The sequence below is a fragment of the Rhodopirellula sp. MGV genome (assembly GCF_002251265.1).
Classification (GTDB): domain Bacteria; phylum Planctomycetota; class Planctomycetia; order Pirellulales; family Pirellulaceae; genus Stieleria; species Stieleria baltica_A.
Genome location: NZ_NPDI01000038.1, coordinates 1 through 14,156 on the forward strand (window position 1 = coordinate 1; position 14,156 = coordinate 14,156).

12 protein-coding genes are annotated in these 14,156 nt (G+C 56.0%); 8 read left to right on the forward strand and 4 right to left on the reverse strand.

Annotation, left to right across the window (positions count from 1 at the left end; genetic code table 11):
• The first annotated feature begins 257 nt into the window (after positions 1–257).
• The 8 genes from CGZ80_RS12670 to CGZ80_RS12705 all read left to right on the forward strand — a co-directional run bounded on the left by CGZ80_RS12670 (position 258) and on the right by CGZ80_RS12705 (position 8,689).
• Positions 258–620 carry a cupin domain-containing protein gene (locus tag CGZ80_RS12670; RefSeq protein WP_094414917.1) on the forward strand — a complete coding sequence of 121 codons (363 nt, stop codon included), beginning with the start codon at positions 258–260 and terminating at the stop codon, positions 618–620.
• A 139-nt stretch (positions 621–759) separates the two neighbouring features.
• Positions 760–3,000 (forward strand): PQQ-binding-like beta-propeller repeat protein, encoded by a 2,241-nt coding sequence (locus CGZ80_RS12675; RefSeq protein ID WP_094414919.1) that lies wholly within the window; start codon positions 760–762, stop codon positions 2,998–3,000.
• Between the two features lie 158 nt (positions 3,001–3,158).
• A complete protein-coding gene (locus CGZ80_RS12680) occupies positions 3,159–5,369 on the forward strand; it encodes a PQQ-binding-like beta-propeller repeat protein (RefSeq protein WP_094414921.1) in 2,211 nt (736 codons plus the stop codon).
• A complete protein-coding gene (locus tag CGZ80_RS12685) occupies positions 5,366–5,740 on the forward strand; it encodes a response regulator (RefSeq protein ID WP_094414923.1) in 375 nt (124 codons plus the stop codon). Before CGZ80_RS12680 ends, CGZ80_RS12685 begins: the two co-directional genes overlap by 4 nt.
• Positions 5,737–6,150 carry an aspartate 1-decarboxylase gene (gene panD / locus CGZ80_RS12690; RefSeq protein ID WP_094414925.1) on the forward strand — a complete coding sequence of 138 codons (414 nt, stop codon included), beginning with the start codon at positions 5,737–5,739 and terminating at the stop codon, positions 6,148–6,150. The genes CGZ80_RS12685 and panD overlap by 4 nt, the downstream gene beginning before the upstream one ends.
• Positions 6,151–6,155: 5 nt before the next feature.
• Positions 6,156–6,677 carry a DMT family transporter gene (locus CGZ80_RS12695; protein WP_233148394.1) on the forward strand — a complete coding sequence of 174 codons (522 nt, stop codon included), beginning with the start codon at positions 6,156–6,158 and terminating at the stop codon, positions 6,675–6,677.
• Between the two features lie 15 nt (positions 6,678–6,692).
• On the forward strand, positions 6,693–7,274 hold the full coding sequence (locus CGZ80_RS12700; RefSeq protein WP_094414927.1) for an RNA polymerase sigma factor: 582 nt from the start codon (positions 6,693–6,695) through the stop codon (positions 7,272–7,274).
• 8 nt (positions 7,275–7,282) lie between these two features.
• Entirely contained in the window at positions 7,283–8,689 is a 1,407-nt protein-coding gene (locus CGZ80_RS12705; RefSeq protein ID WP_094414929.1) for a hypothetical protein, read from the forward strand.
• On the opposite strand, the gene CGZ80_RS12710 is transcribed toward CGZ80_RS12705, so the two are convergent.
• From CGZ80_RS12710 to CGZ80_RS27960, 4 genes are all read right to left on the reverse strand, one after another.
• Positions 8,668–10,080, reverse strand: coding sequence for a DUF1559 domain-containing protein (locus CGZ80_RS12710; protein WP_094414931.1), 1,413 nt, complete (start codon positions 10,078–10,080; stop codon positions 8,668–8,670). The genes CGZ80_RS12705 and CGZ80_RS12710 overlap by 22 nt on opposite strands.
• Positions 10,081–10,114: 34 nt before the next feature.
• Positions 10,115–12,292: a DUF1559 domain-containing protein gene (locus CGZ80_RS12715; RefSeq protein ID WP_094414933.1), complete on the reverse strand. Its 2,178-nt coding sequence runs from the start codon at positions 12,290–12,292 to the stop codon at positions 10,115–10,117.
• Between the two features lie 205 nt (positions 12,293–12,497).
• The gene (locus CGZ80_RS12720) at positions 12,498–13,943 is read right to left on the reverse strand and encodes a nicotinate-nucleotide adenylyltransferase (RefSeq protein ID WP_094414935.1); all 1,446 of its coding nucleotides are present in this window, start codon (positions 13,941–13,943) and stop codon (positions 12,498–12,500) included.
• Positions 13,943–14,092, reverse strand: coding sequence for a hypothetical protein (locus CGZ80_RS27960; RefSeq protein WP_158222680.1), 150 nt, complete (start codon positions 14,090–14,092; stop codon positions 13,943–13,945). The genes CGZ80_RS12720 and CGZ80_RS27960 overlap by 1 nt, the downstream gene beginning before the upstream one ends.
• Positions 14,093–14,156 lie beyond the last annotated feature (64 nt).

The following is a 14,156-nucleotide window of genomic DNA, read 5'->3' on the forward strand; positions in this document are numbered from 1 at the left end:
CAGTGTTAGGCAGCATTTTCGATTGCTTGGAAAGCTTTGCCGGATAGGCAAAAACTCGTAACCCTGGAAGAGCTTCGTGATGCAGGGGTTGCTCGCGTAGAACAATTGCCACGAACGGTATAAACTATTGCCGACGGCGAAGTTCGGTTCCAAAGAGGCAGGTAATCACCCCCACCTCTTCGTTCCCAGCCAACTGGCAAAAGCCGTGTGGGTTGACCGTCGTTGGCCCCAACAGACAGGACCCCAGCGGACAGGCCATGATCTCAGACGACAGGCTCGAACCCCAAGTACTGGATCTGACCGAATTGCCAGGAGTCGAGTGCCCGTGTGGGATCGCCCGCCGGGCGTTCAGCGACCGCGAGGACGTCCCAGCCACTGTTCATTGGACTCAAATCAAGTGCGACGCAATGACGCACTACCATCGCGAACACATGGAGGTTTACGTGGTGCTGAGCTGCGCAAAGGATGCCGCCATTGAACTGAATGGACAGATGCACCCCGTACGCCCAAAAACGTCGGTCTTGATTCCGCCTGGAACACGCCATCGAGCGGTTGGCGAAATGGATGTACTGATCATTTGCTTCCCCAAGTTCGATCCGAGCGACGAGCACTTTGACTGAAACAACCACGCGGGGATCGACTTAGCGAATGACAATCCACTCGACTCCCAGCTAAAATGCTTAAGCGGACCAAATCACGTGTTCGTGATGATCCGTCCCGCCCTTTCCCTCTCCCCAGTCTTTCTGTCCGATAGAATCAATGAATTTGACACTGCGAGATCGCTGGCTTTGGTCGTTAGCGAGTTTACTGCTGATGCCATCGCTGCTGTTTGGCCAAACCGCCGACTGGCCCTATTGGCGTGGCCCAAACATGGACGGCACCGCAAAAGTCACCGGGTTGCCCGAAGATTGGGATCCTGATGGCGGTGAAGGCAGCAATGTGATCTGGAAACGCGATGACTTGGGCGGTCCCTGTACCCCGATCGCGATGAATGGCTTCCTCTACAGCATCCAGCGATACCTCCCAGGCACGGAGCGCGAAGGCGAACGCGTCGTTTGCTTGGACGCCGAAACCGGCGAAACCGTTTGGGAAAACAACTACAACGTCTGGCTCAGTGACGTTCCCGCCGAGCGTGTTGGCTGGTCCAGCGTCGTCGGCGACCAGGAAACCGGCAACGTGTACGTGCTCGGTGCCTGCGATATTTTCATGTGCATCGATGGCAACTCCGGCGAAACGCTGTGGAAGGTGCCGCTGCACGAGCAATTCGGCATGCTCAGCACCTACGGCGGCCGGACGAACTTTCCGATCGTTTACGAAGACTTGGTGATCATCAGCGGGATCATCATCAACTGGGGGGATTACGCCAAACCAAACCACCGTCTTTTGGCGATGGACAAACGCACCGGCGAATTCGTCTGGTTCAGCGGCACACGTGATCTGCCCTACGACACGACATACTCGGCACCCAGCTTGGTCACCGTTAACGGCCAGCGTCAGCTGATTTTGGGCTGCGGCGACGGATCGGTCTGGGGATTCCAGCCTCGCACGGGCAAACCACTTTGGAATCACCAATTGTCGCTCCGCGGCCTGTTCGCGACCCCATTGGTGGTTGGCGATATGGTTTTCTGCAGCCACAGCGAAGAAAACGCGGATGACGCCAGCGTGATGGGTGCCGTTGCCGGTTTGAAAATCTCTGGCAAAGGCGAGAACACCCAGGTTTCCCAGATGTGGAAACACCTGGAAGTCGTCTCCGGATACAGCGAACCGGTTTACGTCGATGGACGCATCTATTGGGTCGATGACCGCTGCAAAATGTGGGTCTTCGACGCCGAAACTGGCGAGCCGATTGTCGAACGTAAAGCGTTTGCCGGCAGCCGCCAACGCTCGGCACTGCTCTACGCCGACGGAAAGATCTACGTGACGACCGAAAATGGTCGCTGGGCAATCGTCGAACCTACCGAAGACGGTTTCGAAGTGCTCAGCAAAGGCCGCATCCGTGACACCGGCTTCGGTGCTTCACCGATCGTCGCCGATGGAAAGCTTTACATCCAAAGCACCAGTGCGATGTACTGCGTCGGCACCGGCGAAGGAAAACAGGAACAACAAACACTTGCTGGGAACTTGGAACCGGAAACTCCGGTCGAAGAGGACACCGAAATCGCTCAAGTCCAGGTCGTTCCTTGTGAAGCCGTTGTTCAGCCCGGCGAATCGATCGAATACACCGTCAACGTGTTCAACGCAAACGGTCAAAAACTGGAAACACCTGCCGGAGTGACTTTCACAGTTGCTGGCAAAGCGGCCACGGTCGACGGCAACAAGCTGACCGCCAGCCAAGACGCTTCCCACACCGGCATCGACGTCGTCGCGGAAGTCAACGGCATCAAAGGCAACGCGCGGGTCCGCATCGTGCCACCGCTCCCTTGGAAATTCACGTTCGATGGCCTGACCGATCCGCCGCTATCGTGGGTGGGTGCTCGCTATCGTCACGTGATTCGCGACATCGACGGCTCGCCAGCTTTAACCAAGGTCACGACGATTCCCAAAGGTGCGCGTAGCCGTGCCTGGATGGGCCCCAGCGATCTGTCCGAGTACACGATTTCGGCGGACGTCCGTGGCAAACGCATGAGCGCCCAATTGCCAGACATTGGTCTGACCGCTCACGGATATGTTTTGGACCTGATGGGCCAAAGCCAGCAATTGCAGATCCGTACATGGTCGGCACAACTGCGGATGGCGGAAACAATCGACTTCCCCTGGGAAGAAGACAAATGGTATCGAATGAAATTCCGCGTCGACCTGGAAAGCGAAGGCCCCGCAACGGTTGCCGTTTTGCGTGGCAAGGTATGGCCGCGGGATCAGGATGAACCCAAGGAGTGGACGATCACCGCTCGCGACGAATCGCCAAACTTGGCCTCCAGCCCTGGTCTGTACGGCAACGCGAAAGTCGCCGAACTGTACCTCGACAACATCGAAGTCGTCGCCAACGAAAGCGACGAGTAATCCGACCTACCCAAGATGATGAGACGCGGTGCTTTAGCCGGCACCGCATTTGTGGCGTTGCGGGTTTGTCCTCCACACGATCAAACCGATCGTGACAGCAAACGGCCAACGCTCCCACCTCCCCTCAAAAATTCGGTCCATCGACCCCCAATATCGCAATGCGAAAAAACGAACTTTCAGCGTTCTCGATGATCGTCGCGGCCTTCGTGCTCGGCAGCATCACGGCTGCGGCGACCAGCGGTTGCAAACCGCCAACCGCCGTCCCACGCGCCGCTTCTGATAACGCCACGTCCGACAACGCGACCGCGCAAAGCGATGTTGCCGCGTCCGAAAACGTTACCGGCGACAACATCACCACGGTCTCGGCCACCGCATCGGAAACCCCAATCGCCGCAGCGACCGAGCCTGCCGCTAGCGAGCCAGAAGCGACCATCGCTGCGAAGCCTGCTGATGAAAGCGCAAAGCCCGCTGAAGACACCGCGACCACTTTGGTTAGCGAAGCCAGCTCGCCCGAAGACGTCCTCTCCTCCGGTGGCGACTGGCCACAATGGGGCGGCTCACGATTCAAAAACAACACTCCCGGCGTGACCGGTTTGCCACAGGAATGGAACATCGGCAAGTTCGACCGCCGCAGTGGCGAATGGGACAAATCGAAAGCCGAAAACATCGCATGGTACGCCAACTTGGGCAGCCAAACGTACGGCAACCCTGTCGTTGCTGACGGTCAAGTTTACGTCGGGACCAACAACGGTGCCGGCCACCTGAAACGCTACCCGCCGCAAGTCGACCTCGGTTGCTTGTTAGCCTTTTCGGAAAAAGACGGCTCGTTCCTGTGGCAACACAGCAGCGAAAAGCTGATCACCGGCCGCGTCCACGACTGGCCGCTGCAAGGTATTTGCTGTGCACCGTTGGTCGAAGGCAAACGTCTTTGGTTCGTCACCAACCGCGGCGAAGTCCGTTGCTTGGACACCGAAGGCTACTATGACGGCGAAGACGACGGCCCTGTGACCGCCGAGACCGCTCGTATCACGGACATCGCGTTGGCATCCGACGCCGGCAAAGCTGCGATGGCCGGACTGGGCGAAGGCACGCTTTCCGACAGCGTTCTAGAAGCACTTGAAAACGCCGGTGAAACTTCCGAAGGCGATGTCACTGTCGAAACCGTTACCGCCGGATCGGCTTGGACCGCCACCGGTAACTTCAATGGCGTTGACCGCACCCTTTCGATCAAGAAAGCTGGCCCCAACGTCAGCATCTTCAAGAAGCTCGGCATCCACGATAAACGTGACGCGGACACCATCTGGATCTTCAACATGATGGACCAGCTGAACACCAGCCAGCACAACATGTGCTCATGCAGCGTCACTTCGTATGGCGATTACCTGTTCGTCAACACCAGCAACGGTCTGGACGAGTCGCACATCAACCTGCCTTCACCGGACGCACCAACGTTTATCTGCCTGAACAAGAACACGGGCGAACTGCTGTGGCAAGATTCTTCGCCAGGCACCAACATCTTGCACGGTCAATGGTCCAGCCCAGCCGTTGCGGTTTTGGGCGGCGTGCCGCAAGTTCTGTTCGCCGGTGGCGACGGATGGCTGTACAGCTTCAAAGCTGACGGCGGCCAAGACGGCAAAGGCGAGTTGCTATGGAAGTTCGATGCCAACCCAAAAGAATCCAAATGGGTTCTCGGTGGCGAAGGAACTCGGAACAACATCATCGCGACGCCTGTGATCTACAACGACTTGGTCTATGTTGCTGTCGGCCAAGACCCCGAACACGGTGAAGGTGAAGGTCACTTCTGGTGCATCGACCCGACCAAACGCGGAAACGTTTCGCCACAGTTGGCGATGAAGGTCGAAGGCGAAGGCCGTGTCGAGATTCCTCACAAGCGAATCCAAGCGGTCGAAGCCGAGAAGGGTGAAATCGCTGTCGACAACCCGAACTCTGCTGCCTTGTGGCACTACTCGATGTCCGACATCAACGAAGACGGTGAAATTGATTTCGAGGAAGAGATGCACCGCACGATCGGCACCGCCGCGATCAAAGACGATTTGATCTACGTGACGGACTTCTCCGGCCTGCTGCACTGCTTGGACGCTCGCGGCGAAAACGGACAAGCGAAGGTGTACTTCACATACGACATGCTGGCCCAAAGCTGGGGCAGCCCCCTGATCGCTGACGGACATGTGTACGTAGGTGACGAAGATGGCGATGTCGCTGTGTTCCAATTTGGATCGCAGTACAACGAGCCGATGGACGAGATCAACATGGGTAGTAGTGTTTACAGCACGCCGATTGCTGCCAACGGACGGATCTACATCAGCACGAAGGACAAGCTGTTCGCCATCGAAGCGGAAGAGAAATGACGAAGACGGTTGTCGACTGCGGGAACTGCGGTCCAGACTTTCATTCGATTCGTCAGTTTATGACGTCTAACTTTGACGCGGTCGTCATCCAAACCCATGGTGCGGATGACACGCTCAAAGTAATGCGTAGCCGTCATGTTGACTTGGTGACCGTAAACCGGAAACTCGATCGGGACTATACCGACGGGATCGACGTGGTGAAAATCATCAAGGCTGACGACGAAGTCGGCCATACACCCGTCATGTTGGTCACCAACTATGAAGAACACCAACAGGCAGCCGTCGCTGCCGGCGGTGTTCACGGTTTCGGAAAACTCTCCTTGCGTGACCCCGAAACTGTTGAACTGCTCCAGCCCTATTTGGGATCATGAATAGTCCGTTCCGAAAAATGCTGTCCGCCAAAATCCATCGTGCGACCATCACCGGCGCCGATCTGGAGTACGAAGGCAGCATCACGATCCCGCCTGATTTGTTGGAAGCTTCTGGGATTGTTCCCTATGAAGCGGTCTGCGTCTGGAATGTCACCCGCGGAAGCCGTTTGGAAACCTACGCCATCACGGGCGAAGCGAATTCACGCGACATCTGTGCCAACGGTGCCGCCGCGCACCTGATTCAACCGGGTGACAAGGTAATCATCGCCAGTTACGCGTTTGTTCCTGAAGACCAGGTCAACGAACACCGTCCTCGATTGGTGTTCGTCAACGACCAAAACGAAATCGCCCACTTGGGACCAGAGGTTCCAGGGCCGCAGCGTCGTCTGACGCAGCCCTGCAGCTCGTAAGTGTTTTGAATCACCCCTCAAGCATCCTGTTGATTGCGGTCGCGGTCGGTTTATTCGCCGGTGGCTTGCTCGGTGCTCAGCCGAGCGTCAACGGAATGCTGGGGAAAAGCGTTGCCCACCCGCTACAAGCTTCGTTGATTTCGTTCGCTTGTGGCACAACGATCTTGTTCGTGATCACGCTGTTGTTCGGCGGCGGATTCCCACCGCGATTTTTGATTTCACCCCGTGAGCTTCCTTGGTGGATCTGGACGGGTGGGGCAATTGGCGTCGTGCTGGTCTCGACTTCTTTGATTCTTGTGCCTCGTGTCGGGTCGTTGCCATGGTTTGCCGCCGTGATGACCGGGCAGACGGTCGCGGCATTGTTTCTCGATCACTTCGGACTGCTGGGTAATCCACGTTCACCGGTGTCGATCTTGCGGCTCGTCGGCACATTCTTTTTGGTTTTGGGCGTTTTGGTCATCGTCGGTGCCAAGCGAATGGAACAAAATCAAATCGCAACCGGTGTCGAAACCAAAACTGAACCATGATGGTACGTTGGTGTGATGGCTGACCACGAACCCGAGCCGAACGATCCCACGGACACCTCTGAAAGTGCGCCGGCATCCCTTGATGACGTTTGGAAGACCTTCGGTAATCAGCTTCGCCGCCGCGCACGGACACGTCTACGTCAGTACGGTTTGACCGGACAGACCGAATCGATGGACATCTGCAACGAAGTCATGGTCGATCTGGCCCGTCGAAGCGACGCGGACCAACTGACCGCCGAAGACATCTTGAGCTACATCTTGCGAGCGATCGACAACGAAGTCGTCGATACCTTTCGAACGCTCGCCCGCCATTGTCGCGACTTCCGTCGCAACGAAACAACGCCTGTCGAAGAGATCAAATTACGCACCGAGCAGACTTCGCCAAGCCAAGTTGCGCTGCGTCGAGAGGTTGCCGACCGAGTTCGAACCATCTTGGGTGAACAGGACGCGATCGCAGTCGACATGATGCTTGAGAACCGCGACTGGAATGAGATCGGCGAGCGACTGGGGATCAAATCCGATACCGCACGCATGCGTGTCCGTCGTGCGTTGCAAAAAGTTCGCGACGAAATCGGCATTCGAGAATTGGACGGTTAATCGATCTGATGGCGGCGCAAGATCATGATTCGTCCGTCGACCCTTTCGAAGACAGCCATGTCTCGATCGACGAGTTGGGCACGTGGCTGAAACGACTTCGTGCCGAAAGCCCCTCCGCACCTTTGAAGGAACTACTTGAGGACTGCGAACTCGGACGCGACATCTTGATTGACCTCGCGGCGTTGGACTTGATGCTCAGTTGGCGCCGCGGACACCGTACGCCAACCGAAGCGTACCTCGAACAGTTCCCGGTGTTGGCACAGTCCGAATCCAGCGTCTTGGATTTGATTGATGCCGAGATGTGCATCCGCCGCGAATTGAAAGAAGTCGTTGACGTTGCGGCGTTCACAGAGCGGTTTCCAAACTTTGCTGCACCCATACGGCAACTCGCTTACTTGGACGGTTCTGGCGTTAAAGGTCAGATCGAACAATCGGTCCCCCGACCGGTAGGCCCATCGTCCGAACCGGCAATGGGTTCCGCTTCGGTAATCAATGAATCCGATCGCCGACCACCGGAGAAAATCGAATCGAGTGGCTTTGAACTCGAACGAGACCTCACGATTGCCGGCGTCGGTCCGGTGACGGGTTTGTCGCCCCTTTCAGAGCTCGATCAACCACGTGAAGATTCGATCGACGTCCCGATCCCAATCCGACCGCCGGAATGGATGATCGGTGGAAAATGTATCGCGTCAACAATCGGGTCTTTCGGTCGAAGTTGGCTGGTCAAAGGTCGTGACGCGCAGCGGGGAGACTTCATTGCGATGAAAGTCATCCCGATCCCAACGACGCTGACGTCGCTGCAAAAAACTCGCATCATGGACCTGTGCGAACAAGTCAGCAACGTCACGCACCCTTGTTGGGTTGCACCACGCATCGCGGCGATGAACCGGACCCACCTTGCTGTTGTACGTCCCTGGGTCTTCGGCACTTTGTTGTCAGATCTGGTTAACGAGCGTCAAAACGCACCGGACGAGCGATTATCGATTTCCATCCGTCTGGCATTCACCCTTGCCGCTGCTCACCGTAGTGGTGCGACGCATGGCGCCGTTCAAATATCGAACGTCATCATCGGACATGATCGCGAAGTGCGATTGCTCGATGCCGCATCGGGCCGCGATGGCTGGCAACGTTTACTTGCCGATTGGGATCGCGAACTCTCAAAATCGTTTCCGTCTCGTGTCGCCTTCGACACGCATAAGCTGATGCAGATGATGGTTGACGAGCTAGTCCGCTCGGAGCGAACTCGATGGATCGATCCACTTTGTGCTGATTTGGAAACCTCCGATATCCAGGCCTGTGCGATTTTAGGTGAGCGTCTTCAAGCGATGCTCGACCATCCGCCACAGGAAAAGAAGCCATGGTGGAAACGTTCCAAAGGCCAACGTGATTCGCATCAGTCTTCGGGTGGACTTTGATCGGTTGCCTTCGCTTTCACTCGCAAGTCCGCCTCGACCGCGCGCAGTATGTCCAGCGGTATCAGTGAGTTCAGCGGGACCTCATGAATCACACCTGAGGGATGTCGTAAACGAACCGTCGTGTTGTCCCGGATCTCCAGCAGATCGGCAAGCAACTGATCGTTCGTCTGGTTATCTGTCCAAATCGAGGCGTTAACTGCTGGGTCAACATCTGAATCAAAAACCGATGCAGGCCTAACCACTGGTGTGTCTGGCAAGCCGTTGGGTACCGACTCGGACGCGGCTCGACTTCCGATCGCGCCCCATAACCCGTACGGGCTTTCGGAATTTGGCAAGCAGTACTTCTCACCCGACGCGACACCAGGACGTTCCAGATCGCCGGTATCGATTTCGTTGGCGATAAACAACGTCGCACCGTCAGCCAGTCCAACGTGAACTCCGCCTGGATGCAGACTGGCTGCTGATACGATCGGATCGATGGCACCAAACTGCGACGTACACGATGGCGAATTTGGCGGTAGAACCGTTTGGAATCCCGTCAACAAAGGCCACCCATCACTCCAACGCGCCCCGCGTCCGAATTTCCAAAACTGTTTTTCATCGCTCTCGGCCGCCTCTAAACAAAGTGACGGCTGATGGCTTAGTCCCGAAACGTCGCGAATGACTTCGCTTTGGCCTTCGATGCGCCGCAGACTGGCTACCGTTTCCGAATACATCACGGTGTTGGAGAGTCCGTCCGTGCAATCGGTTAACCGGATTGCTTTGCCGGTCATGAACATGCCACGGCTTGCCGCAGCACGTCGCTCGCCCAAATCGCGAAGCAACGCGTCTGACACGTCGAGTACTTCGCCTTGCATTGTCGTTGCGTCACCGAAGCTGGCCACATAGCTGGTCACGGTCAAACTTCGCTGCGCAACCTTCAATGAATGAATGACTGCCGGTTCGCCGTAGACCAAACCTGCCGAAGCCGGACAGAGATAAACTTCCGGAGCCATCGACCAGGGCAAATACGAGTTAGGACTATAGGTCGGCGTCGGCCCCATCGCCGGAAACGTCCGTCCGTCGCCTGCTTCGAACGGGTTGGTAATCATTTCCCATAGGTTGGTCTTTCCCAAAAAAGGCAAGAGACCAACCAACGGTCCTAACCGACCTTGGTTGCTTTTCGACGGATCGGTGCCCGACCACGTGCCACCGGTACCGGGCGGCAACTGTTTAAAGTTGTTGGAATAGTTGTGAAGCGCCAACGCAATCTCGCGCAGGTTTCCGACGCAGTGTCCGGAACGTGCCGCCATACGTCGGCTGAGCAAATGCTTCGGCAACAAAGCGAACAACACCAATCCACAAACCACCAGAATCAAAACGTTGGTCAGTCGATTGGAATCGTGGTTCATAGTTCGATCACGTTCACGATCGCGGAATGGTCTCTCAATCTGACTCGGTGAAGTACCATGCGCCGTCGAGGTACTTCATGGACAAGTCCGCGGGATGTCCTTGAGACAATGTCTTCAAGTGAAGGGAAACCCCATCATCATCCAGCGCTGTTTTGATCTTGCCCTGGTCGATTGATCGAATCGCATCGTCGAGGACTTGAATGAAATCACCGCGTCGTTGGGAGACCCGTTCGGCGAGATCGCGCAGTCGTTCAGCCGATGTCAACTTGGGATGATAAAACCGTTTTAGATAGTGATCAAAGTGTTTGTTCTCAAGCAACTTGAGAGCTTCAACCAATTGCGGACGAAGCCGTGATTGCGCCAACTGTTGGTCGGCCAAACGAGCTTGCTCTAACGCTCGCTTCATCGATTCGGTACGAGACGCAACGATTTGATAAGCGTCTTGGGATGTAAAGTCAGCAAGTGAGCGTTCAATTGTTTCGCCTGTCGCGAGTTTCATTACCACGTTTCCACGGTCATCGCATGAAACCAAGGATGCGATCAACGGTTCGGCAGAATCTGCCAAAGACCACTTCCGCAGTGGGTTCTCAATCGCGATCGCATCGGGTTTGGTGGCCTCGATCGGTTTCACTTCAGAAGACACCGCAGCGTTTGGCTCGGCGGCTTCCTCCACGACAGACATCAATGGATCGGGTACTGCGTCTGGTTCCGTCGGGACGGCGCGAGTGACGTTTGACTCGATCGGTGTCGGCTTCATTGACGACGGAGTCTCGCTCGTCTGAGACAACTCCGGTTCCACTGGTACGTTCGGTTTCACCGCCATGGGTGCTTCGAGTGCGATCGAATTGGGAACCGGTTTGACGGCAATGACGTCAGCGGCTTGCATCGGCGCCTGCTTTAGCGGCGCGGTCGATGGCGTTTCGATTGCCGAGTCGTCGCGCTGCGGTGCTGTGTTTCCTAGGTCAGCGTTCTCAGCGGCGGCCATTTTCGGTTCTGGCGTGCGCATCTCGCTGGGCATAGGGCTTGGCGTTTGCGTTTGCTTTTTGTCATCCGGTTCGGGGTTCACATCGATTCGGAGACCGGTGCTACGTGGGACCTCGCTAAGTTCAATGATTTCGCGTCGCGAGATCTCTTCGCGCATGTTGCGAGTTCCCAGAGCTCCCCAAACGCCATAGGGGCTTGGGCGTCCTGGTGGGGCAAGCCGTTGCCCATCGACTGAAACGCCAGCGGGACCAACACTGGGACTGGCTGATTCGCCAGCGTCAACACTCGCGGACATAAACGCCACGTGTCCGTCAACGAATGCGACATAGACACCGTCGGGGTGATAACTTGATGCGGACATGACCGCGCTCAGTTCGCCGGAGAGCGACGTTGCCGATGGTGAACCTGGTGGCAAAATCGTCTGAAAGCCACTTGAGCGGAGAAGCCCATCGCACCACACCGACTCCCGACCGCCGGACCAACATTGGTTCGCCGAGTATTGCTTGAGCGCCAGCGAAGGGTTCGCTGCCAATCCGGCAACATCCTTGGCGACTTGCGTACCGCTGATTTTCGCTTCAGAAAACAACAACGTGTTGCTGGTCCCATCGACCACGTCACGCATCCGAATCACCCGCTCCCGCGCAAAGACGCCGCGGTGCGTTGCCAGCGTGGCGGTGATTTGTTTGAAGTCCGATTTCGCGTAGCCGCATAAATCGCCCGCCAAGTGGACTGCATCACCATAGTTCATCACATAGTTGGCGGCCTGGAGCTGTTGGCTGCCGCTACGATCTGCCGGACAAACCAGCATCGCCGGCCGCATCGACCAGGGGGTGTAGATTTGCGGATCAAATCTCGGCACCGGTCCCATCGGCGGGAACGTCTCCGAATTCGATCGTGAACTGGTTGCCTGGAAAGGCTCCGTGATCAGATCCCAAGTCTTTTGCTGGTCATAAAATGGCAGCAACGTGACGAATGCACTCAGTCGCAAATCGTTTCCGGCTGCCGGACGAGCCGCACCCTGATCGGTGCCACCCGCTCCAGAGGGGAACTGGCGATAGACCTGGTGATAGGCATGGGCGGCGATGGTCAGTTCCCGCAGCTTGTCACTACATTGTTCCCGCCGCGCCGCCGAACGACGCCGCTGCAGCTGCATCGACAGTACTGACGACAACGTCAGCGCGACGACGACTAGCACAATGCAGTCGAACCCATTGAATCGGTACTTCACCAACAGCCCCCAAGAGCAAAACGGAACAGAACGAATCCTTTGTTTGATCCAAGTCGCCGCAGTCTAGCAAAGGTGGGGGAACGACGAAAATGTCGACCTGGGCGACTTCGAAGCGTTATTTTCGAAGTGGATCTCTGTTTCACGCTGTTGGCGTTTCACGCGGGGCAAAGACCGCCTAGCGTGTCATGTTGGCGATTCGTAGTGATCAGTACTCGGCGGTTTCGAATTCTGGGTTGTGATCGAAGTACCGTTTGCGTTTGATCACCGCGGCGACTTTCTCGGGGACCATCGTTTCCCAGCTCATGTCGCCCGTTTTGATCTTTTTCAAGACTTCACGGGAACGGATTTTCAAGCACTCTGGGTCGAAGTTTTCGACGTCTTGGATACAACCACGGTCATACAGGTAACCGAACAGTTGTTTCAAAGTCGGTTCGACTTGCATGTTCTGGCAAGTCATCAGCTCGCCAGTCTTTGAATCCATCATCGGATAGCAATACACCTTCAAGTCGTTCTTGAACAAACGGCCAAAGGATTCCAGAATCCCGCCATCGAGACTCTTGTAATACTGCTCGTCAAAGAGTTCCTGAACGCTGCCGGCACCCATCGTGATTGCGATGCTCTCGTTGGTCAGCGAGGACAGGTACGCGGCCAAACGGAAGTAGCGGAAGTAATCCGAAATCAAAACGGGCATCCCACATTCGGACATCACATCGGCACGTGCCAAGAAGTCGTTCAGATTGATTTCGCCTTCGGCTTTCAAATTGTTCATGGTCAACTCCATGACCTGAGCAACCTCTTTGCCAACGACGCTGGGCAGTTTTGAAAACTTGTCATGGGCACAGCGCAGCATGTCCAAGTTGACATTGCATACCGGGCGGAAGCTTCCGCGTTCGACCAAGATCGCTTTGCGGTAGAAAAATTCGGACGGTTGAAGCACCGTTCCGTCGGCGGCAAACATCGCCGCACCACTAAGCCCCAACTCGACCAATCGCAAACTCATCAAGCGATTGTCGATGTGCCGGAAAGCGATTCCGGAAAACTCGATCATGTCGATTTCGATCCGTGACGTCGACAACCCATCCAAAAGCGACGCAAGCAACAAGTCTGGCTCGTGGTGCAATGCGAAAGCACCATGAATCAGGTTTACACCGACGATACCCAGTGCTTCTTGTTGAAGTGCGGCTTCGTCATCAAGCATCCGTACGTGCAAAATGATCTGGCTGTCGTCATCTTGCGGGTGGGCTTGGAATTTGATCCCGATCCATCCGTGACAAGCATTGGTACCGTGGAAGTTGCGTGCCGAAACGGTGTCCGCAAATGTAAAGAACGTGGTCGTGTCGCCGCGCTGATCTTTTAAACGATCGATATTCAGTTTGTGTTCATAGTCCAACATCGCCTCCAATCGCTCGCGACAGACATATCGCGAAGCCCGCCCGTAGATCGCGTCGCTGACTTTCATGTCATACGCGGACATACTTTTGGCAATCGTCCCAGCCGCACCGCCGACACGAAAGAACCAACGAACGACTTCCTGACCCGCACCGATTTCAGCAAAGGTTCCGTAGCGGCGGGGGTCCAAGTTGACCTCCAATGCCTTTTGGTGAGTGTCTAAAATTTCCCGATGATTCGAATTGAGTGTGTTGCGGATCATTAAACAGACGCCTCTTCCGGTGCTGATTCCGTTGCTTGGTTGTGACTTAGAACGACAAGTCGACGGAACCCTGCGACACGTTTCCGGTCAATCAACTCGGCACCCAAGCGACTGACGTCAAAAGCTGGCGAATAAGGTAAAACGGTCATCGAAAGTGGCAGAAACCTCGTTCGAATCAGCTTCAGAAACCCTCACAATCACATCGACCGGATC

What these genes read in the sequence shown, in the direction of transcription:
- CGZ80_RS12705 (WP_094414929.1), top strand. Translation starts at nt 7,283, where the DNA reads ATGGCGGCGCAAGATCATGATTCGTCCGTCGACCCTTTCGAAGACAGC.
- CGZ80_RS12675 (WP_094414919.1), top strand. Translation starts at nt 760, where the DNA reads ATGAATTTGACACTGCGAGATCGCTGGCTTTGGTCGTTAGCGAGTTTA.
- CGZ80_RS12685 (WP_094414923.1), top strand. Translation starts at nt 5,366, where the DNA reads ATGACGAAGACGGTTGTCGACTGCGGGAACTGCGGTCCAGACTTTCAT.
- CGZ80_RS12710 (WP_094414931.1), bottom strand. Translation starts at nt 10,080, where the DNA reads ATGAACCACGATTCCAATCGACTGACCAACGTTTTGATTCTGGTGGTT.
- CGZ80_RS12670 (WP_094414917.1), top strand. Translation starts at nt 258, where the DNA reads ATGATCTCAGACGACAGGCTCGAACCCCAAGTACTGGATCTGACCGAA.
- panD (WP_094414925.1), top strand. Translation starts at nt 5,737, where the DNA reads ATGAATAGTCCGTTCCGAAAAATGCTGTCCGCCAAAATCCATCGTGCG.
- CGZ80_RS27960 (WP_158222680.1), bottom strand. Translation starts at nt 14,092, where the DNA reads ATGACCGTTTTACCTTATTCGCCAGCTTTTGACGTCAGTCGCTTGGGT.
- CGZ80_RS12680 (WP_094414921.1), top strand. Translation starts at nt 3,159, where the DNA reads ATGCGAAAAAACGAACTTTCAGCGTTCTCGATGATCGTCGCGGCCTTC.
- CGZ80_RS12700 (WP_094414927.1), top strand. Translation starts at nt 6,693, where the DNA reads ATGGCTGACCACGAACCCGAGCCGAACGATCCCACGGACACCTCTGAA.
- CGZ80_RS12720 (WP_094414935.1), bottom strand. Translation starts at nt 13,943, where the DNA reads ATGATCCGCAACACACTCAATTCGAATCATCGGGAAATTTTAGACACT.